Below are 18,825 nucleotides of genomic sequence, written 5' to 3' on the forward strand. Positions count from 1 at the left end.
AACGGGCGAAACCCGTGAGCGAAGCGAGCGGGCCGACGAGCGGCCAACGGGAGTGAGGAGTGCTTTTCATCGAAGTTTTCCCGAGGGCGCGGCTCCGCCGCGCCCGCAGCGGAAAAGTTCGTTTCACATGAAATCCGCAATCCCGCTCTGTTTGTTCTTGTCGTTCTCGAAGATGCTCTCCAGGGACGTTTCGAGGACTTCGAGGCGCTGTTTGGTGTAGTCGCGACAGCCGAATTCCTCGGCGACCTGGATGGCGGTGTCCATGTACTTGTTCACCGAGCCCTCGTGGACGGTGAGGTTGACGTTGCCGCCACACTCGCGACAGACTTCGGTCAGCGGCATGCGGCGGAACTTCTCGCCGCAATCGAGACAGCGGGTCTCCTGGCGTGAGAAGGCGCGCAGGTTGCCGATAAGGTCGGGCAGGAAGTGGTACTCGATGACGCGCTCAGCGACGTCGGTCTCGTCGACAGCCCGGAGTTTGCGCGAGATTTCGAGCTGGGCGTCCATCTTGTCCATCATGGAGCCGAGCGTCTTGTACGCCGAGAGGTCGGGCCCCATCGCGATGTCGGTCGTGTCGTGCGTGTGCTGGAAGCCGGTGTACTCGCCGTCGGTGCCGAGGGTGTCCTCGCCGATCTGGATATCGACCTCGCCCGGATCGACCATCTCCAGGCTCGCCTCGTAGAATTCGCGGGGATACTGCGAGACGATGTCCATGTTGTGCGCCTCGTCGTCGATCTCGGAGGGGTCGATCCGCGACGACATAACCAGCGGGGCGTCCATCCGCCCGCCGCGTTTGTCCGGGAGGAAGGATTTGCTAAAATTCAAAAGCCCATCTAAAAGGAGCATTACGCAATCTTCATCACCATCGCAATTTCTTCTTTTTGCTGCATGAAAATAAGGGTGCGCGTACCCGACGGCCGCGCTCGTAAAGCCGATCACGCGGCCAACGGTCGCGGCGCTCGTGTGTGGCGCCATCCCGAAGACGAGTTCGCCGACGAGTTCGTCGCGGCCCTCGAGTTCGTAGTAGGGCTCGAGCCCGTAGTACTGTTCGAGGAGATCGTCGATGAAATCGGCGGTCTGGAGCATGTGCGCTGCGGCGCCGTCGGAGAGGACGATGTCCTGGACCTTGAGTTCGACCAGCTGGTCCTCGTGGGCGAGCGGTTCGCCGTGGATATCCTCCTCGTAGCCGAGCGCCTCGAGTTGGCCAACGGTGACGTCGAGTTCGCTCGCGCGCACGGACGTGACCGGGAGATCGGTCATGTCGTAGCGGACGGTGCCGTCTTTGAACGAGGAGACGTCGTGTTTCGCCCGGAGGATGCCCTTCTCGATGGGTTCGGGGAGTTTGTCCGTCGAGGTGAGTCCCTTGACGCCTTTCAGGATGTCGTAGGCGTTCTCACGCTCGCCGACGGACTCGAGAGCGTCGCGGTAGGCGGCGTTGAGGTCGATCGGCCTGGGTTCGACGCAGGTTGCAGTCTTCTCACAGCGGTCGCACTCGACGCGACCCGCCTCGTCCGGCCGGATGCGTTCGTCGCACGACGGACAGCGGTAGTCGGGTTCGGTGCGGGTATCACACTCCGGGCATCGATGGTCGTAGGACTCCGTGTCACACTCGGGACAGCGGGTGCGCCCGACCTGGATCTCGACGACACCGGGCGTGTCGGCCATGGTGTCGGCGTGCGAGCCAGCTTTCGCCACGTCGCGCTGGGCGCCGCCGGCCTCGCCGATGGGAAAGAGGGTGTGGACGGCGGGGCTCATGTCACGACTCTCCGACTTCTCCGGGCGACCCATCCGGTTGCCGACGCGCGTCGGTGCCCGCTCACGGATCTCGAACGGCGCGACCTCGGTGACCGCTTCGACGGCGTTGTCACCGGGTTCGGCCGTTCCCCACGTGCGAGCGTGTTCCGAAAGGTCCTCGTCGACCCAGTCGCGTTCGATGCGGCCGGTCTTCGTGATCCGGCAGCCGAGCGAACGGACGAACGGGCGTGGGTCGTCGATCTCGATGTGGTCCTCGCGCTGGCGGTGTTCGATCACGACCGTTTCGAGTGCGTCGCGCGTCGCGTCCGTGTGGTCGAGTTCGAGCACGGGACCCGCGTCCGTGTCCTCGATCCGGCCCGCGGCGACGGTGGCCGCCAGGTCGCAGAAGGCCTCGACAGAGAGGTCGTGCCAGAGGAAGGTGTAGGCGGGGTGCAGCGGCGCATCGTAGGTCTCGGCCCACTCCAGCGCACGCTCGATCGTCGGGTGGTCGAGGTCGATCGACGGGTCGTCCTGCAGGGCCTGGACGTCGACACCGGCGGCCGCCAGGTCCTGAACCCACCACTCGGGAACGTAGGAGGCGGGCGCGAGCGGGTGATTGTTCTCGACGAACTCGCCGTAGTTGACGAGATACTCCCCCAGGTCGAGGATCTTCTCGACGCCGTTTCGCAGTTCGAGGGCGACCTCGGGGTCGTCAATCTGCCTGACGTCGCCGTTGGCGAGGCGAACCGTCGGCCCCTCGATCGAGTCGACGGGAACGACACCCGCCGCCTTCCCCGGCCGCTCGGTCTTGATCTGGGTCCCCGTCGCGAGGAAGTCGTCGAGCAGGTGCATCGCCGCCGGGTGGACGCCCGCGGTCGCGAACCCGTGATTGCGCGCCCGGCCGTATCGAAGGCGAAAGCCACCTTCTGCACAGGGGTGCGAGAAGACCGGCCGGCCGGCGATCAGGTCCCGCAAGAACTTCGTCGACTCCTCGACTCGTTCGGGCCCGTCGTAGTCGACGGCTTCGACCGAAGCGTCGTCCTCGGATTCCGTCGCCGCCTCGTCGTCACTCGAGTCGTCCTCGTCGCCGTCGCCTCCCTCATCGCCGTCCCCGTCGTTACCGTTGCTCGCGCCATCCTCACCGTCTGCCTCGTCCGCCTCGCCGTCCGCGTCGTCGTAGTAGGTGCCGTCGATCAGGTCCTGCAGCCAGGGCCAGTCGACCTCGTCGAGCTGGGACGTGTATCGCTGGATCTTCGGGGCCTTGAGCGCGATCCCCTCTGCGAGGACGAGACACATCCCGCCGCGGGCGGAGTTGGTGTCGACGCGTTCTAGGTCCCGAAAGCCCGAGACCTCCTCGTCGCCGGTGGCCTCGCCGTCCAGCATGATCGGGAGGTGCTTGGCGATGAACTTCGTCTCCTTGTCCTTCGGCGTGTACTGGAGACCGGTCTCGGAGTCGTACAGCGAGATCTCCTCGGCGTAGCGCTCGATCTCTTCGTCCCGGGCCTGGTACGTTTCGAGCCCGACGAGTGCGCGCGTGTAGTCGGCGACGAGCACCGAGAGTGCCTGGGCGGTCCCACCCGCAGAGCGGATCGGGCCGGCGTAGTAGACGTTGACGAACTCGGACCCGTCGCTATTTTCGAGGAATTCGACGCGGTCGATGCCCTCGATCGGCGCGGCGACGACGCCCTCGGTCAACAGCGCGACCGCGGTGCGGACGGCGCCTTCGACCTTGCCCGCCTTGGTCTCGTAGTCGCCGACGCGACCCTCCGCGAAGTCGACCGCGAGTTCGAGCGCGGCCTCTTCGCGGCTCATCTCGCCTTCGAGTTCGCGGACGCGTTCGGCGACGCCCTCGATGCCGAGGATGTTCTCGACGCGGTCGGCCATGTCTCTGGCGACGGGGATCTCGACCTCGGGTTCCGGATCGCCGCCGCGCGAGCGAGCGCGCTCGGCGACGTCGAACGCGTCGTCGAGTTCGGCCTCTAACGTCTCGAAGTAGCGTTCGTCTACCTCGCGCATATCAGAGCGGCCAGAGGTCGAGGTCGGTCGTCTCGTCGTGGGCGCGTTCGAGCGGCGTCTCGAACGCCCGCATGTAGACCTCGCCGGCGAAGACGGTCCCCGCGTTCAGGTGGCCGGCGACGGCCTCGCCGTCGGGCCGCGAGAGGACGGCGTGGGTGTGAGCGAATCGCTCGCCATCGAGGAGGGAGACGTTGCCGACGCAGCTCGCGACTTCGAGTTCCTCGTCGAACGTGATCGGATCGTAGGATCCCTCGTCCTGGTAGTAGAACCAGAGTTCGGCGTCCTGGACGGCACCGAGTGCCGTGAACCAGGCCGCGTCCGCGTCGACCGCGGCGGCGAGGGCCTCGATCTCGGTCCGCCAGTCCGCGCCCGTTTCGAGCCGGGCGACGTACTCGCCTGCGGTCTCGACCGATCGAAAGTGCATGGGACAACTCACCCGCGCAGCGTGGAAAAAGTCTCCGCTTGGAGACTGCCAGATCGTCGAACCGTTTCGTCCGAGTCGAGCGATCGTTTCAGCAGAGTCAGCTGACTGTTTCGGTCGCAGCGGCAGACCGTTTCAGCCGAGTCGCTCCAACCGAGAGGCTACTCGTCTCACCTCCGCTGGCCGAGCCGGTCGCAGTGGGAAGGGCAAGGGCCCAGGCGGGGCGCAGGATGGCAGAGCGGTTCGAATCGGTAGTATCACCCAGCTACCGCTGTTTCACGAGGCAAGAACGGCCCACTCACGAGACGGCGACGACGGAGCCTGCGAGGGGTCCGGTTCGTCGCGCTCGCAATACGCAGTCCGTACCGGAGTAAATGCGGGATTAAGCGTTCGTTTCAAAAATTACGCGAGAGATACATCTCGAGTAATAATATCATATATAATACTATCCCCGTGTGGTCCTGTGCCATGGCACGACCCACGACGCTATCGCGGCGGCGGCTGCTGGCCACCGGCGCGGTGGTCTCGGGCGCTGCGATTGCCGGTTGCATCGGTGGAGACGGGAACGGTGATGGTGACGGCGACGGACTCGTCGACCCCGAGGACTTCCAGTACGATCGCGAGGAGCCGGACGACGAGGAGGCCGCTCGCCAGAGCGAGTTACATTACACGCAAGAACAAGAGCGGTCGGAAGACTTCGACCCGGTCGTCTCGAACGACGCGTACAGTTTCCAGGTGTTCAACTGGGTGTTCGACGGGCTGTACGAGTTCGACGACGGACTCGGACTCGAACCGAAACTGGCGACCGGCGACCCGGAAATCGAGAACGACGGGACCCGGTTCATCTACGAGCTCGCCGATGGCGCGGAGTTTAGCAACGGGAATCCCGTCACCGCCGAAGACGTCGAACACTCGTTCATCGCGCCGGTCCTAGAGCAGACCGAGAACGCCCCGGAGTACAGTATGATCGAGGCTACGGAGGTCATCGACGAGCGCTCCTTGCAGGTCGACCTCGTCGAGCCGTACGGTCCGTGGGAAACGCTGACGCAGGCGATTTCTGTCGTCAGTAAGCAGGACCGGCTTGCCGATCCGGAGGCGTACGACGAGGCGACGCCGGACACTGTCGAGGCGAACCCCGATCAGTTGACCGAGTACGTGAACACGTCGTACAACGACGACCCCGTCGGAAACACCGTTGGGAGCGGCCCGTTCGAGTTCGAGGAGTTCTCCCTCAACGGCCCGGCTACGCTGGTTCGCCGGGACGATTACTGGGGCGAACCGCAGCCGTACCTGCAGCGGGTGACGTTCGAAGCCGCCGCCGACCCGTCGAGCCGAGTCAGTCAGATCCAGGCGGACGATACCGACGCAATCTCGGGCATCCCCGACAACAGCTGGCCAGAACTGGACCAGGACGGTGTCCGGCGGCACATGAGCGAGAGTCCCTCGTACATGTACCTCGCGTTCAACTGTACGGACGAAGCCGACACGAGTTCGCCCGAGATTCGGCGGGCCATCTGCCAATCGTTCTCGATGCGCGATTTCGTCGAAACGAACGCCTCGAACACCACCCAGCCCATCACGACGCCGGTCCCGCCGATCACCAACGAAGAGTGGGGCTTCCCGATGGACGAGTGGCGCGACGAGTACTATCCGGAGTACGACCCGGACAACGCCGAGTCGCTGCTCGGCGAGCACGCACCCGACGATTTCAATCCGACGATCATCACACCGTCCGGCATCCGGGCGGATCTCGCTGAGCGAATCGCGACGCGACTCGACGAGATCGGATACAGCGCCCAGGTGCAGGAACTGGACTTCGGGACGCTGACGGACACCTACATCACGGGAAACCCGGACGACTACGAGATGTATCTGCTCGGCTGGACCGGCGGGCCGGACCCGGACACCTACCTCTACAACCTGTTCCACGAGGAAGCGGCTGGGCTGAGTCAGGGGCACTTCTACGAGGGGAGCGACTCGTTCCACGACGACATCCTCGCGGCGCGACAGACGGCCGATCAGGACGAGCGCTACGACCTCTACGAGGGAGTTCTGATCGAGATTCTGGAACAGTTGCCCGCGCTCCCCGCGTTCACCCAGCACAACACGATGGCCGCTGGCACGCACGTGAAAGATCTGCACGCGCACCCGAACGTCGCGACGAACCCACAACTCGCGACTCAGTACGGGAACGTCTGGGTCGAGGAGTCGTAGAGAGAGCGGACGGGCGAACCGAGCGGACGGACACCGCAAGTGCACACGAAATGGCGATCGGGAATCGAACGAAACGGCTGACCAATTCACAGAGACGCCACTAACGATGGGACTCCTTCGCTACACGACGTTCCGGGTTGCCCAGGCGATCCCGGTGTTGATCGGAATCACTGCGATACTCTTCCTGTTCATCAACTTGACCCCGGGCGATCCGATCCGGATCATGACGGCCGGGCAAGAGGTATCGGAAGCACACCTGGCCTATCTGGAACAACGATACGGGCTCGACAGACCGCTCTACGTCCGGTACTGGGACTACCTGACGGGCATCCTGACGGGCGACCTCGGCCGGAGCATCCACTTCGATCGACCGGTGACCGAAGTGATGTGGCCCCGGGTCGGGCCGACGCTGCTGCTCGTGCTCTCGGCGTTTCTCTTCGCCATGGTCACGGCGATCCCGCTCGGGATACTCGCCGCGACGCGGCGGAACGAACCGACCGACCACATCTCGCGCCTCGTCGCCCTCTTCGGTGTCAGCACGCCATCGTTCTGGATCGGGATCATGCTCATCATCATCTTCGCGGTGCAACTCGGCTGGTTCCCGTCTGCAGGGCTCGTCATGCCGTGGCACGTCCCCGACGACGCCGGAGTGGACGGGTACTTCTGGCACATGATCGACGTCATCCACCACCTGTTCCTGCCGATGGTGTCGCTCGGAACGCTCCAGATGGCGACGATCATGCGCGTCGAGCGAACACAGATGATCGACTCGCTGCAGGGCGAGTACGTCAAACTCGCCCGGGCGTACGGCGTCTCGGAGCGAACGATCCTCAGAAAACACGCGTTCCAGGTGGCACAGCTCCCGGTAATCACCCTCGTCGGGCTCGGCCTGTCGACCGCACTCGGCGGGGCCGTTCTGACGGAGACCGTCTTCAACATCAACGGGATGGGACGGTTACTGATCGATTCGATCGGGCGAAAGGACTACCAAGTCGTGATGAGCGTCGCGACCATCCTGGCCGTCATCTTCGTCGTCGGCGTCATCATCACTGATATCGCGTACGCATACGTCGACCCGCGTGTCACGTACGGGGAGGGTGACTGACGATGGCCGTCTCCAGCGAATCACAGGTCGAAGGCGGCGACGGCGCGAGCGGCGAGGTTGCAGCGAAGACGTGGCGGGACACGCTCGGGCGAATCAAGCGCGACACGACGGCCCGGTGGGGACTGTACGTCATCAGCGTCGTCCTTGTCGTCGGCCTCTACGCCTTCGTCGACACCTACCTGTCGACGCTCACCTTCGGCGCCTTCGACAATTACACGATGGCGGAGGCGATTCCGATCTTCGACCACCCCGAACACCTCCCCGCACCTGGTGAGTCCCAGCCGAACCAGCCGCCCGCCTTCCACGTCGACGGCTCACTCGAGTATCCGCTCGGAACGGACCCCGAAGGTCGCGATTACTTCACGAGGCTGGTCTACGGGAGCCAGATCTCGGTCAGCGTCGGCATCGTCGCGACGCTGCTCGGCACCGTGGCGGGGACGATCGTCGGGGCCGTCTCAGGTTACTACGGCGGCCGCGTCGACGACATCCTGATGCGCAGCGTCGAGACGCTCTACGCGATCCCGGGACTGATCCTGATCATCGTCTTCACCGAGTTCGCCAGCGGCGGGGAACGGAACATTCAGTACGCGATCATCGGCGTCTCGCTGACGACGATCCCGATCTTCGCGCGAATCATCCGCTCGCGAGTGCTCTCGGTGCGCGAGATGGACTACATCGAAGCCGCGCGAGCGGCCGGCGTGAAGGACCGATACATCATTGCAAAGCACATCATCCCGAACAGCTTCGCGCCGGTGCTCGTCTACGCGACGCTGGAGATCGGTGTCGTGATCCTCATCGTGGCCGGCCTGTCGTTTCTCGGCTACGGTGCCCAGCCACCGACACCGGACTGGGGGCGAATGCTCGCCCAGTCGTACCGCTACATGCACTCGAACATCTGGCTCTCGATCTGGCCGGGACTCGCGATCATGTTCACCATCATGGGCTTCAACCTCTTCGGCGACGGGCTCCAGGACGCCCTCGACCCGCGAATCGACAACTAACACCAGACAATGAGTACCGAACCACTGCTTCGCGTCGAGAACCTGAAGACACAGTTCGTCACCGAGAACGGAACCGTTCGTGCCGTCGACGGCATCTCCTTCGAGGTCTACGAGGGCGAGATCGTCGGTATCGTGGGCGAGAGCGGCGCGGGAAAGAGCGTCGCCTCGATGAGCCTGCTCAGACTCGTCGACAGCCCCGGCGAGATCGTCGCCGGCGAGATAACCTACAAGGGACGGACGATCTTCGCGGCCGAAGAGACCGAAGACGGCGACAGACGGCCACGCGAGGGGACACTCTCGGCCGAGACAGTCCGCAAGGAGATCCGTGGCAACGAGATCGCCGCCATCTTCCAGGACCCGATGGAGTCGCTCAATCCCGTCTTCACGATCGGCGGCCAGCTCCGGGAGTTCATCGAACTCAACCGGGATCTGACGGGCGACGAGGCCCGCAAGGAGGCGATCGACATGCTCCGTGAGGTCGGCATTCCCGACGCCGAGGGGCGCTACGACGAGTATCCGCACCAGTTCTCCGGCGGCATGCGCCAGCGCGTGCTGATCGCGATGGCACTGGCCTGCCAGCCGAGCCTGATCATCGCCGACGAGCCGACGACCGCGCTTGACGTCACCGTCGAGGGACAGATCCTGGACCTCGTCGACGAGCTCCAGCGCAAGTACGGCACGAGCTTCATCTGGGTCACCCACGACATGGGCGTCGTCGCCGAAATCTGCGACCGCGTCAACGTCATGTATCTTGGAGAGATCGTCGAACAGGCACCCGTCGACGAACTCTTCTACGAGACCGGCCACCCCTACACGAAGGCCCTGCTCGACTCGATGCCGCGACCGGATCGAACGGTCACGGACTTAGATCCCATTCGTGGCGTCATGCCGGAGGCGATCGATCCACCGCCAGGTTGCCGATTCCACCCGCGCTGTCCCGACGCGAGAGAGGTCTGTCGACAGATCCACCCCGAGCCGGCGGAGATCGATCGGGTCGACGGGTTCGCACACCGATCCGCGTGTTTCAAGCGCGACGTCTTCGACGTCGGCTACGACGAGAGTCCACCGCTCGACAACCTCGCACGGAGCGAGCGTGGACAGGAACCCTCGGAGGTCGCCAGCGGGGGTGAGGCGAATGAGTAGCGATTCTGCCCAGAGCGGCGATTCGGCTCGCACGGACACCCACGACCGGTCGGGAGGCGGCTCCGAGGCGGAGACCATGGTTCGCGTCAACGGCCTGAAGAAGTACTTCCGGTCGTCGTCCGGGCTGTTCGACGGGCTCAGCCTCGACACCAGTACGTTCCCGCCGATCCGCGTGGATCGCGAGCCGGTCAAGGCCGTCGACGACGTCTCGTTCGACATCCGTGACGGCGAGACGCTCGGCCTCGTCGGCGAGTCCGGCTGCGGGAAGAGTACACTCGGCCGGACGATCCTCCGACTGCTGACGCCGACGGCGGGGAACATCTACTACAAGGGAAGCGACCTGGCCGAGTTGAGCGGGTCTGACCTGCGCGAGATGCGTTCGGACATCCAGATGATCTTCCAGGACCCGCAGTCGTCGCTGGACCCGCGTATGCGCGTCGGCGACATCATCGAGGAGCCGATGTGGGCCCACGACATGCTCGACGCCGAGGGGCGGGAGGCCCGCGCGAAGATGCTCCTCGAGAAGGTCGGCCTCGATCCGCACCACTACAACCGGTTTCCCCACGCCTTCTCGGGCGGCCAGCGCCAGCGAATCAACCTCGCCCGCGCGCTGTCGGTCGATCCCGACTTCATCGTCTGCGACGAGCCGGTCTCCGCGCTCGACGTCTCGATTCAGGCGCAGGTACTGAACACGATGGAGGAACTCCAGGAGGAGTTCGGCCTCACGTACCTCTTCATCGCCCACGACCTCTCGGTAATCCGGTACATCTCCGACCGCGTCGCCGTGATGTACCTCGGCAACATCGTCGAACTCGCAGCAAAGGAGGAACTCTTCGAGAACCCGTCCCATCCCTACACCCGGGCGCTCCTCGACTCGATTCCGGTCCCCGATCCACGCGACAGCGACGCACGAGGCGTCCTCGAAGGCGAGGTGCCGAGCCCGACCAACCCGCCCTCGGGATGTCGCTTCCGGACTCGCTGTCCGAAACTCATCGCGCCGGAGGCGTACGACCTGACCGACGGGGAGTGGAACGACGTCAGAGCCTTCATGCGGGCGGTCGACCGGCGCACGTTCGACACCGCGCCGGCAGCCGAACTCCGGGCGACGTTCTTCGAACGCGGCGTCCCCGGTGGCGACGCCGGGGCGATCGTCGAGGAAGCCATCGAACTCGTCGCGACCGACGGCTCGGCGGCGTCCCAGCGGAGTACCAGTGCGCGGGCGAACTGGGACGAAGCCGCATCGCTGCTCGTCGGCTCCTTCGCCGACCAGAGTATCTGCGCCCGCGAGCGGCCAGCCTACGAGGTCGAGCCCGAATTCGGCGACGGCAGGCACTTCAGCGCCTGTCACCTTCACCGCTAGGCGTCGAACTGGGCCGGGAAAATTGGCGTCGCCCGCTCACCGCCAGGCGGCAAGCGCCGGTGCGGACTCCACGTTCATCGATACCCACGCCCCGTCTGTCGAGATGTCGGCGATGACGTACTCTTCGCCGCCGACCGCTGGATCGATCGACGCGACGACCGTCTCTGCATCCTGCGTCGCAGTAGGGAGTGGGTTACCCTCCATGAGAAAGAATCTCACCCAGGGGTTGATAAAGCCGTCGAAGGTGTGACGGCGACTAGCACGGGTCGAGTGGACACGGAAACACTGGCTTTATACGGGTTTTGGCCGTATCCGGACGACATGAAGGTAGCCGACGCGATGACGCCTCGCGACGAGGTCGTAACGGCGGTGCTGCCGGGGACGCGCAGCGACGTCCTGGAGTACCTCCAGGAGCGGTCGTTCTCCTCGGTTCCCGTGATCTCGGAGAGCGACGACGGCCCGGAGTACCGGGGGCTCATCTCGCGACAGTCGCTGATCGACCAGCCCGACGAGGACCAGCTCGTGATGCTGATGGAGGACGTCCCGACGACGACGGCCGACACCGACGTCGAGGACATCGCCGAGCTCATGGTCGAGGAGGGGGCGCGTCGCGTCCCGGTCGTCGATGGGGAGTTCGAGGGGATCGTCACCGTGACGGACGTCGTCGCCGCGATCGCCAGAGGGAAGGTCGACGTCGACGCCGAAGTCGGCGACTACGCGGCACGCGACGTGAACACCACCCACCACGAGACGCCGCTGCTCGTCGCGGAGGCACAGCTGTCCTACGCGAACGCTCCGTACGCCGTGGTCCTCGACGACGAAGGATCGATGTGCGGCGTCCTCACCGAGGTCGACATCCTGGACGTCGCTCACATCGTCGAAGGCGAGGAGTCGACGGGCGACAACTTCCCGGATCAGGACGCCGAGTGGTCCTGGGAAGGGATCAAGGCCGTCGGAAGCCGGTCGCTCCCGACCCGTGACATCGAACTGCCGACCGGTCCCGTCCGGGAGTTCATGTCCGACGACGTCGTGACCGTGACCCAGCACCGCGGCGTCGAGGAGGCCGCCCAGGAGATGATCTCGAACGACATCGAACAGATCCCGCTCGTCACGGGCGAGCGCCTCGTCGGCATCGTCCGGGACATCGACCTGCTGAGGGCCCTGTATGAGTGACGACGGCACGACTTCCACGGACGACGCCCGAACCAGCGAGCAACTGGTCGAACTCGCAAAGCGGCGGGGCTACTTCTTCCAGGCCTCCGGCGCGTACGGCGGCGTCGGCGGCTTCTACACGTTCGGTCCGCAGGGTGCGGCACTGAAGGGCAACGTCGAGGACGCCTGGCGCGAGCGATTCGCCGTCGCCGAAGGCAACATGGAGATCGACGCGCCGACGATCATGCCCGAACCGGTCTTCGAGGCCTCGAGCCACCTCGACACCTTCGACGACATGCTCGTCGAGTGTCCAGAGTGCGGCGAGAGCCACCGTGCCGACCACGTCGTCGAGGACAACACGGAGTACGAGGACGCCGAAGGCCTCCCCATCCCCGAGGTCGAGGAGATCATCGCCGAGTACGAACTCGTCTGCCCGGCCTGCGGTGCCGGCCTCGCCGACCAGGCCGTCGAGACGTTCAACCTCATGTTCGCGACGAACATCGGCCCCGGCGACGCCCAGCCCGGCTACCTCCGCCCGGAGACCGCCCAGGGCATCTTCGTCGAGTTCCCCCGCTTGAAGGAGTACGCGCGAAACCAGCTCCCCTTCGGCGTCACCCAGATCGGCCGCGCCTACCGCAACGAGATCAGCCCCCGTCGCTCGATCATCCGCACGCGGGAGTTCACGCAGGCCGAACTGGAACTGTTCGTCGACCCCGAGGACGACGAGCCCGACCTCTCGGCCGTCACAGATGTCGACGTGACGCTCTATCCCGCGAGCGAACAGGAGGAATCTGGCGGTGGCCACGTCGAGACCACCATCGGCGACGCCGTCGAGGCGGGGACGCTCCAGCCCTGGATCGCCTACTACCTCGGCGTCGCCAGGGAGTGGTACGACTCCCTCGGTGTCGACATGGACCGGTTTCGCTACCGCCAGCACCTCGCCGGAGAACGCTCACACTACGCGAGCGACTGCTGGGACGCCGAAGCCGAGATCGACGGCAACTGGATCGAGATCGCCGGCTTCTCCGATCGCGGCGCCTACGACCTCTCGAAGCACGACGAGTACTCGGAGGATCGCTTTACGGTCTTCCAGCAGTACGACGAGCCCAGAACCGTCGAGCGTGCCGTCGTCGACCCCGACATGAGCTACCTGGGTCCGGAGTTCGGCGGCGATGCCCAAGCCGTCGTGGACGCGCTCGAGACCAAAGCGGAGCGGGATCGGGCCGCGTTCGAGAGCGCGGCCGAAACGGCCGCGGGAGAGTCGAGCGGCGACGGATCGGAGCCGCGAGACGCGGAGAGCGTCGAAATCGAGGTCGACGGCGAGCATCACGAGATCCCCGTCGCAAAAACCGGCTTCGCCGTCGAGGAACAGACCGAGGCCGGCGAACACATCGTTCCGCACGTCATCGAACCGTCGTTCGGCGTCGACCGACTCGTCTACACCGTCTGCCACCACGCCTACCGCGAGGACGAGGTCGACGGCGAGGACCGGACGTACCTGGCACTCGAACCGGAGGTCGCCCCTACGTTCGTCGGCGTCTTCCCCCTGCAATCGGACGACGAACTCGAAGCGCGGGCGCGAGACATCGTCGACGAGTTACGCGCAGTGGGCCTGTCGGTCACGTACGACGATTCGGGTAACATCGGTCGCCGCTACCGCAGACAGGACGAGATCGGGACGCCGTACTGTGTGACCGTCGACTACGAGACGGTGGAGGGAAGCGAAGCGAGCGGCGACGGTCGGAGCGGCGCGGACGGAGCCGAAGCGCATTCAGGGACGGTCACCCTTCGCGAACGCGACACGACGGCCCAGAAACGCGTCTCGATCGACGACCTCGCCGCGACCATCGAAGGGCTCCGCACGGGTGACCTGACGTTCGACGAACTCGACGGCTGAGCCCGCTGTGGAATGCCAGCCGACAATCGAGCGATGCGTTGGCACACAGCAAATCCGCCACGGCCAACCGATTGACTGAAGGGAACGCCGACGAAGCGACCAGACGATGGCGGACGAACTGAAGCGACGACTGGTGCACGCGAGTGGCTCCGGCCTCGTCGTTCTCTACCTGCTCGCGCAGTCGCTCGAGCTCGGGCTGACCTGGCAGTGGTTCCGTATCCTGCTCGTCGTGCTCGCGACCGGCGCCGTCGGCCTCGAGATCCTGCGACTCCACTTCGGACTGGAGTGGTGGCTCTTCGACAGGCTGACCCGCGAGTACGAACAGGACCAGTTCGCCGGCTACGGCTGGTACATGGTCAGTATGGCGGTGGTCGTGGTGGTCTTCGGGTCGCACATCGCCCTGCCAGCGATGTTGATGCTGTCGCTCGGCGATCCGATCAGCGGCGCCCTCTCGGCGGACTCGCTCCAGCGGGTCAAAGACGGGCGGACGCTCGCCGGCATGTTCGTCCTCTGTGTCGTGCTCGCGACGCCGTTCCTCCGCGACTATCCGCTCGCCGTCGTCGCGGCTGCCCTCGGGGCGACCGTCGCAGATGGGGTGACGGTCCGACGCGGTGACTTCGTACTCGACGACAACCTGACGATCCCGATCTACGCCGGCGTGGCGGCCTGGATCGCGATCCAGATCGGTCCGTTCTAACCCAGACAGCAACCGACCACCAGTGGGAAACCAAACGAAATAAACTATCGTATTGCTTATTTCCATTGGTTAATTTTTCGTGGACCATGCGGGTCGTCGCCCTCACCTCCCCCAATACTGCGGCAGCGCCCGACTCGGTCCCCCGACGAATCGTCTCCCAATTCGACTCGATCACGGTCGACGTCGTCTACATCGGCCGAGACGGGTCACTCGCGATTCCATACGTCTGGATGAGCGGCACACCGCCTACCGCGGTCGAATCGGCGATTAGCGCGGAGGAGAACTTCGCCATCGTCGATCGAATCGAACGGACGGACGACGGGGCGTTCTACAAGACGGCCTGGAAGGTCGACAGTCCCCTCGTCCGCTGTATCACCGACACGGACGGAATCGTCCTCGAGGCACAGGGGACGCCGGATCGGTGGCAACTGACCGTCTGGTTCGAGGACAGTGCCGCGACGTCGGCGTTTCAGGAGTGCTGTCTGGCACACGACGTCCCACTGACTGTCCAGCGGCTGGAATCGGTCGGCGAGTACTTCGGGTCCGGCGACGACACTCTCTCGAGTCCACAGAACGAGACGCTCACGATGGCGTATCAGCGTGGCTACTTCGAGGATCCGCGGCAGGTGTCCCAGGCCGAACTCGCCGAGGAACTCGGCATATCGTCCTCCGCCGTCGGCCAGCGACTGCGACGCGGGCTCGAGACACTCGCCGGCGAACACGTCGAGTGACGAGCCGGTTCGTTCGCGCGCCTGGCCAGCCATAGTAACCCCGTTATAAAAAGGTGTCTAACGGAACGTCCATCCTATTAGGCCTGGAGAAGGTATCGAAACGTATGACGACGAATGCGCCGACTGGCGGCTGTCGTGACGAGCTCGTGGTCTCGATCGTCGACGCCGTCGCGGCCGCCAGCGGCTGCGAGCCGGCCGAGCTCCAGCCACTCCACGACGTCGTCGACCCCGACGCGTTGCAGGCCCTCTTCGCGGGAGCGGGACGATCCACCGGCCGAATCAGGTTCGCGTACGGCGAGTATACGGTCGTCGTCGACGCCGACGGGAACGTCCTCGTCAGGGACGGCCCCGACGAGTAAGACCAGCCCACTATCACCGGACGCCACCGCCTGTCCGCGCTCAGAACTGTCGTTCGAGGTCGATCGGATCGGAATCCGTGTAGTACGGCCCGCCGAGCCGCGCGACCGTCTCGAGTTTCGTCGCGTCGATCTGGCCGTCGGTCTGGACGCCCTCGTCGACGTGGACGTGGCGGACGTCGCCGAGCGTGAGTAGCCGGTCGTGGACGGTCATAGTGCCGTAGAGCGTACACTCCATCGTGACGGGTGCGTCGGCCACGCGCGAAGCGTCGATCGTCGTACACGGCGCGCGTTCGACCTCGGCGAAGTCGAACTCGCTCTCGTCGGCGTCGAGCGAGGCCGACGTGGCGTCCATCTCCTCGGCGAGCGCCTCGGCGGCGACGTTCACTGCGAACTCGCCCGTCTCCAGGACGTTCCGCGCCGTGTCCTTCAGTTCGTCGCGGTCGCCCGCCGGCACGCTGAAGGAGACGACCGGTTCGGCCGAAGAGACGTAGTTGTACGCCGAAAACGGCGCGAGGTTGTCCACGCCGTCGGGACTCCGCGTCGAAATCCAGGCGATCGGTCGCGGCGAGACGGCCGTCTTCATCAGGCGACCCCGTTCGCGCGCCGAAAGGTCAGAAACGTCGTGTTCTGTCACGGGCGGAAGTAGCGGCCGTGGCTACAAAGCGGTTGTCGAGGCGGTGAGTGACGGTGGTGACCGTGACGTCGAACCAGTCGCCCAGTCAACGCGCTGACGGCCCGCACTCCGTTCGTGGCGTCCCATTCGCACCGCCCTGTTTGCACCCATCTAGCGGTGGGAGTTCCAGTGGAAGCGAAGGGGTTCGCGGCGAGGGATGGCGAAATCAATCGTGATCGCCGACTTGATTCCACCAGCCACCAGTAACTATATTACCCATCACGTCAATTATCCAGACGGAAGCCGCGTCCGCATGGGCAGAAATGCCCCGGGTGTTAGAGGCACCCGAGACGTGGCTTCCAAATCCCCTAGCCGGGATTCTGGTCGCCATGTTCCGAAACACACCTTCGAGACAAAAAGGTCTCGCACGCCCGTTGCCTAGAGAGTCGTATCGCTACCCGTCGCTGAGTTTCGTTTTCCGGGATTGGGGGCCGAGTCGCTTCGATCGGTTCGAGCCGTCGGACTGCGAGGTGCTCGGATGAAATCCGTCGAGCGAACGCGCGACGGGACCGGCGAGACGGTATCTGATCGGGAGTGCTATCGGTGTGATCGGGACGTGGCACCGGCGCGGCTGTTTCGGGTCACCACCGAGCCGCCAGCCGCGTTGTCGCACGACTACCAGACGGCAGAACGCTGGTGCTGTCCGGACTGTGCGGCCGGGATGAACCTCTCTGAATTTTCGGAACGGTTGAAAGCACGCGCCGGACGGGAGGGGTCATCGCCGACGGAGTAAAACCACCGTCAGCGTGGCGAGGATGTGACCGCTGCCATTTGCAACAGCATTTGAGGGCATTCAGTATGCCACCTTGTATGGGAAACCCTCACCCACCAGCCGGGAGCGTCGCGCGGCGCTGGATGGCGTCGGCAACGCCCCGATACTCCCGCAGATACGCCAACTCCGCCAGTCGATCGTCCAACGTCTCGACACGTACCGTGCCGTAGCCCGCGATGCGAGCGGCGAATCCCCGGTCGACAGAGACCGACTCGATCGTGTCGTATGGGAGTTGCCAGACGGGTTCCCCAAGCCAGCGGTCGTAGCACACGAGTTGGTCGTCGTAGCACTCGTATTCGAGACTCCCGTGTCGCGGGAGCGAGACGATCAGGGCGGGGAGTGTCACGAGGAGGAACCCGACGGTCAGCGAACCGGTGGAGGCGATCGGTCGGCCGTCGACGACAAAGAGGAGAGCGAATCCGGTCGAAACGAACACCGAAAGCGACGCATGGATTCCCAGTAATCCACGGAAGGGGCTGGCGGCCACAATACTCGAGATACTGGGACGAACGGTCGTCTGTGGGGTGGCACCGGGGTGAGGAACCGACGGGACCGCACCGATCTCGGTCAACCCACCCTGACGAGAGAGCCCCGCGAAGAACGCTTGCTCGTACTCGATGGGAGTCTCGGTTGTCCGTCTGAACCATCGCCAGCGGCGGGTATGGACGAGCGCGACGAGGGCGAGTTTCCCACCGACGATGGCGTAGAGGACAGCCAGTGGCGCAGGATCCGAAGCACTCCCTGACAGCGAAACGGAGACGACCAAGCCGACGAGAACGAGTATTCCGACTGTGTACGCCGACGATGCGGCAGCGGCCGATTCGGGGGACTCCCGTTCGAATTGGTTCGTCCGGAAGTATGCCCGCGCCAGCAAGCCGTGTCCCAGCGCGAGCAATCCGGCTGTGACTACCACGCCAGCGTGCAGTTCCCACCACGGATGCGACAGTGGCGATGCCGACCAGAGGAGGGCCGCTCCCGTCACGGTCCAGAAAGCAAGAAATCCGAGCAGTTGCGCGACGATCGAGGGCACGTTCCGAGCAAGAACGGATCGACCGGCGATGTCGAGCGTGCCTCGTCTCACCCGGACAGACGGTTCGCGTCGCTGCTCAGGAATCGGGTACGTGACGAGTCTGGCAGGCCATGCTCGGACAGCCCCAACGGCGATCACGACGAACCACTCGATCCAATACAGGACTATAAGTTCGTTCACTCCCCAGCCGAGTGCTCCAGTTCCGAAGAGCGGGAAGAGATTGAGACAGAGGAGACCGACAACACAGAGCCGACAGCCACCGAAACGAGATTCCATATGTGAATACAACGTAGACAGTGTCGTCACTCGGCACTATTTTGCCAACTTCCGGTTACGAGTTCCAGCGTGAACAAGACGATCGCTATCGTGAATGCTCCAGCGTAGGGAAACTCTGCACCCAGCAGGAGACTGACTGCGAGCCAGCCGAGCCCCGCGGAAATCCCAATGAAAACCGCATACGGCCCACGGGGAAGACCCCGCAACCAGGCATCAGTACGAGAATAGAATCGTTTCAGAGACA

The 18,825-nt window shown here is 64.6% G+C and carries 16 protein-coding genes; 11 read left to right on the plus strand and 5 right to left on the minus strand.

Translation table 11 applies throughout. The features are described 5' to 3' along the window. Positions 1–123: 123 nt before the first annotated feature. On the minus strand, positions 124–3,750 hold the full coding sequence (locus HALRU_RS15045) for a DNA polymerase II large subunit (protein WP_015302243.1): 3,627 nt from the start codon (positions 3,748–3,750) through the stop codon (positions 124–126). 1 nt (position 3,751) lies between these two features. Next, positions 3,752–4,174, minus strand: a complete 423-nt coding sequence (locus tag HALRU_RS15050; protein WP_015302244.1) for a PPC domain-containing DNA-binding protein — start codon at positions 4,172–4,174, stop codon at positions 3,752–3,754. 465 nt (positions 4,175–4,639) lie between these two features. Between HALRU_RS15050 and HALRU_RS15055 the strand changes: the two genes are divergently transcribed. The 5 genes from HALRU_RS15055 (at position 4,640) to HALRU_RS15075 (ending at position 10,994) form a co-directional block, all read left to right on the plus strand. Beyond that, positions 4,640–6,385 (plus strand): ABC transporter substrate-binding protein, encoded by a 1,746-nt coding sequence (locus tag HALRU_RS15055; RefSeq protein WP_015302245.1) that lies wholly within the window; start codon positions 4,640–4,642, stop codon positions 6,383–6,385. 106 nt (positions 6,386–6,491) lie between these two features. Continuing rightward, positions 6,492–7,490, plus strand: coding sequence for an ABC transporter permease (locus tag HALRU_RS15060; RefSeq protein ID WP_015302246.1), 999 nt, complete (start codon positions 6,492–6,494; stop codon positions 7,488–7,490). A 2-nt stretch (positions 7,491–7,492) separates the two neighbouring features. After that, positions 7,493–8,491: an ABC transporter permease gene (locus HALRU_RS15065; RefSeq protein ID WP_015302247.1), complete on the plus strand. Its 999-nt coding sequence runs from the start codon at positions 7,493–7,495 to the stop codon at positions 8,489–8,491. Positions 8,492–8,500: 9 nt separating this feature from the next. After that, a complete protein-coding gene (locus HALRU_RS15070) occupies positions 8,501–9,634 on the plus strand; it encodes an ABC transporter ATP-binding protein (protein ID WP_015302248.1) in 1,134 nt (377 codons plus the stop codon). Further along, the gene (locus tag HALRU_RS15075) at positions 9,627–10,994 is read left to right on the plus strand and encodes an ABC transporter ATP-binding protein (RefSeq protein ID WP_015302249.1); all 1,368 of its coding nucleotides are present in this window, start codon (positions 9,627–9,629) and stop codon (positions 10,992–10,994) included. The genes HALRU_RS15070 and HALRU_RS15075 overlap by 8 nt, the downstream gene beginning before the upstream one ends. Before the next feature lie 36 nt (positions 10,995–11,030). Here HALRU_RS15075 and HALRU_RS15810 read toward each other — a convergent pair whose 3' ends face one another. Continuing rightward, a complete protein-coding gene (locus HALRU_RS15810; protein ID WP_015302250.1) occupies positions 11,031–11,198 on the minus strand; it encodes a DUF7556 family protein in 168 nt (55 codons plus the stop codon). 117 nt (positions 11,199–11,315) lie between these two features. Here HALRU_RS15810 and HALRU_RS15080 point away from each other — a divergent pair, with 117 nt between their 5' ends. The 5 genes from HALRU_RS15080 to HALRU_RS15100 all read left to right on the plus strand — a co-directional run bounded on the left by HALRU_RS15080 (position 11,316) and on the right by HALRU_RS15100 (position 15,830). Next, a complete protein-coding gene (locus tag HALRU_RS15080; RefSeq protein WP_015302251.1) occupies positions 11,316–12,167 on the plus strand; it encodes a CBS domain-containing protein in 852 nt (283 codons plus the stop codon). Beyond that, positions 12,160–14,043 carry a glycine--tRNA ligase gene (glyS, locus tag HALRU_RS15085; RefSeq protein ID WP_015302252.1) on the plus strand — a complete coding sequence of 628 codons (1,884 nt, stop codon included), beginning with the start codon at positions 12,160–12,162 and terminating at the stop codon, positions 14,041–14,043. The genes HALRU_RS15080 and glyS overlap by 8 nt, the downstream gene beginning before the upstream one ends. A gap of 106 nt (positions 14,044–14,149) precedes the next feature. Continuing rightward, complete coding sequence (locus HALRU_RS15090) at positions 14,150–14,740, plus strand: dolichol kinase (protein WP_015302253.1); 591 nt, start codon at positions 14,150–14,152, stop codon at positions 14,738–14,740. An 86-nt stretch (positions 14,741–14,826) separates the two neighbouring features. Further along, the gene (locus HALRU_RS15095) at positions 14,827–15,471 is read left to right on the plus strand and encodes a helix-turn-helix domain-containing protein (protein ID WP_015302254.1); all 645 of its coding nucleotides are present in this window, start codon (positions 14,827–14,829) and stop codon (positions 15,469–15,471) included. Positions 15,472–15,575: 104 nt separating this feature from the next. Further along, positions 15,576–15,830: a HalOD1 output domain-containing protein gene (locus tag HALRU_RS15100; RefSeq protein ID WP_015302255.1), complete on the plus strand. Its 255-nt coding sequence runs from the start codon at positions 15,576–15,578 to the stop codon at positions 15,828–15,830. 40 nt (positions 15,831–15,870) lie between these two features. Here the strand turns inward: HALRU_RS15100 and HALRU_RS15105 are convergent, their stop codons facing one another. Further along, entirely contained in the window at positions 15,871–16,464 is a 594-nt protein-coding gene (locus HALRU_RS15105; protein ID WP_015302256.1) for a flavin reductase family protein, read from the minus strand. Positions 16,465–16,981: 517 nt separating this feature from the next. On the opposite strand from HALRU_RS15105, the gene HALRU_RS15110 reads away from it, so the two are divergent. Beyond that, positions 16,982–17,236 carry a hypothetical protein gene (locus tag HALRU_RS15110; protein WP_015302258.1) on the plus strand — a complete coding sequence of 85 codons (255 nt, stop codon included), beginning with the start codon at positions 16,982–16,984 and terminating at the stop codon, positions 17,234–17,236. Positions 17,237–17,324: 88 nt separating this feature from the next. Here the strand turns inward: HALRU_RS15110 and HALRU_RS15115 are convergent, their stop codons facing one another. After that, positions 17,325–18,581, minus strand: coding sequence for a PH domain-containing protein (locus tag HALRU_RS15115; RefSeq protein WP_015302259.1), 1,257 nt, complete (start codon positions 18,579–18,581; stop codon positions 17,325–17,327). Positions 18,582–18,825: the final 244 nt, after the last annotated feature.

Origin of the sequence: Halovivax ruber XH-70 (genome assembly GCF_000328525.1) — an archaeon.
Lineage (GTDB): Archaea > Halobacteriota > Halobacteria > Halobacteriales > Natrialbaceae > Halovivax > Halovivax ruber.

Coding starts and splice junctions, on each gene's coding strand:
- HALRU_RS15045 (WP_015302243.1), bottom strand. CDS start 3,750: ATGCGCGAGGTAGACGAACGCTACTTCGAGACGTTAGAGGCCGAACTC.
- HALRU_RS15050 (WP_015302244.1), bottom strand. CDS start 4,174: ATGCACTTTCGATCGGTCGAGACCGCAGGCGAGTACGTCGCCCGGCTC.
- HALRU_RS15055 (WP_015302245.1), top strand. CDS start 4,640: ATGGCACGACCCACGACGCTATCGCGGCGGCGGCTGCTGGCCACCGGC.
- HALRU_RS15060 (WP_015302246.1), top strand. CDS start 6,492: ATGGGACTCCTTCGCTACACGACGTTCCGGGTTGCCCAGGCGATCCCG.
- HALRU_RS15065 (WP_015302247.1), top strand. CDS start 7,493: ATGGCCGTCTCCAGCGAATCACAGGTCGAAGGCGGCGACGGCGCGAGC.
- HALRU_RS15070 (WP_015302248.1), top strand. CDS start 8,501: ATGAGTACCGAACCACTGCTTCGCGTCGAGAACCTGAAGACACAGTTC.
- HALRU_RS15075 (WP_015302249.1), top strand. CDS start 9,627: ATGAGTAGCGATTCTGCCCAGAGCGGCGATTCGGCTCGCACGGACACC.
- HALRU_RS15810 (WP_015302250.1), bottom strand. CDS start 11,198: ATGGAGGGTAACCCACTCCCTACTGCGACGCAGGATGCAGAGACGGTC.
- HALRU_RS15080 (WP_015302251.1), top strand. CDS start 11,316: ATGAAGGTAGCCGACGCGATGACGCCTCGCGACGAGGTCGTAACGGCG.
- glyS (WP_015302252.1), top strand. CDS start 12,160: ATGAGTGACGACGGCACGACTTCCACGGACGACGCCCGAACCAGCGAG.
- HALRU_RS15090 (WP_015302253.1), top strand. CDS start 14,150: ATGGCGGACGAACTGAAGCGACGACTGGTGCACGCGAGTGGCTCCGGC.
- HALRU_RS15095 (WP_015302254.1), top strand. CDS start 14,827: ATGCGGGTCGTCGCCCTCACCTCCCCCAATACTGCGGCAGCGCCCGAC.
- HALRU_RS15100 (WP_015302255.1), top strand. CDS start 15,576: ATGACGACGAATGCGCCGACTGGCGGCTGTCGTGACGAGCTCGTGGTC.
- HALRU_RS15110 (WP_015302258.1), top strand. CDS start 16,982: ATGAAATCCGTCGAGCGAACGCGCGACGGGACCGGCGAGACGGTATCT.
- HALRU_RS15115 (WP_015302259.1), bottom strand. CDS start 18,581: ATGGAATCTCGTTTCGGTGGCTGTCGGCTCTGTGTTGTCGGTCTCCTC.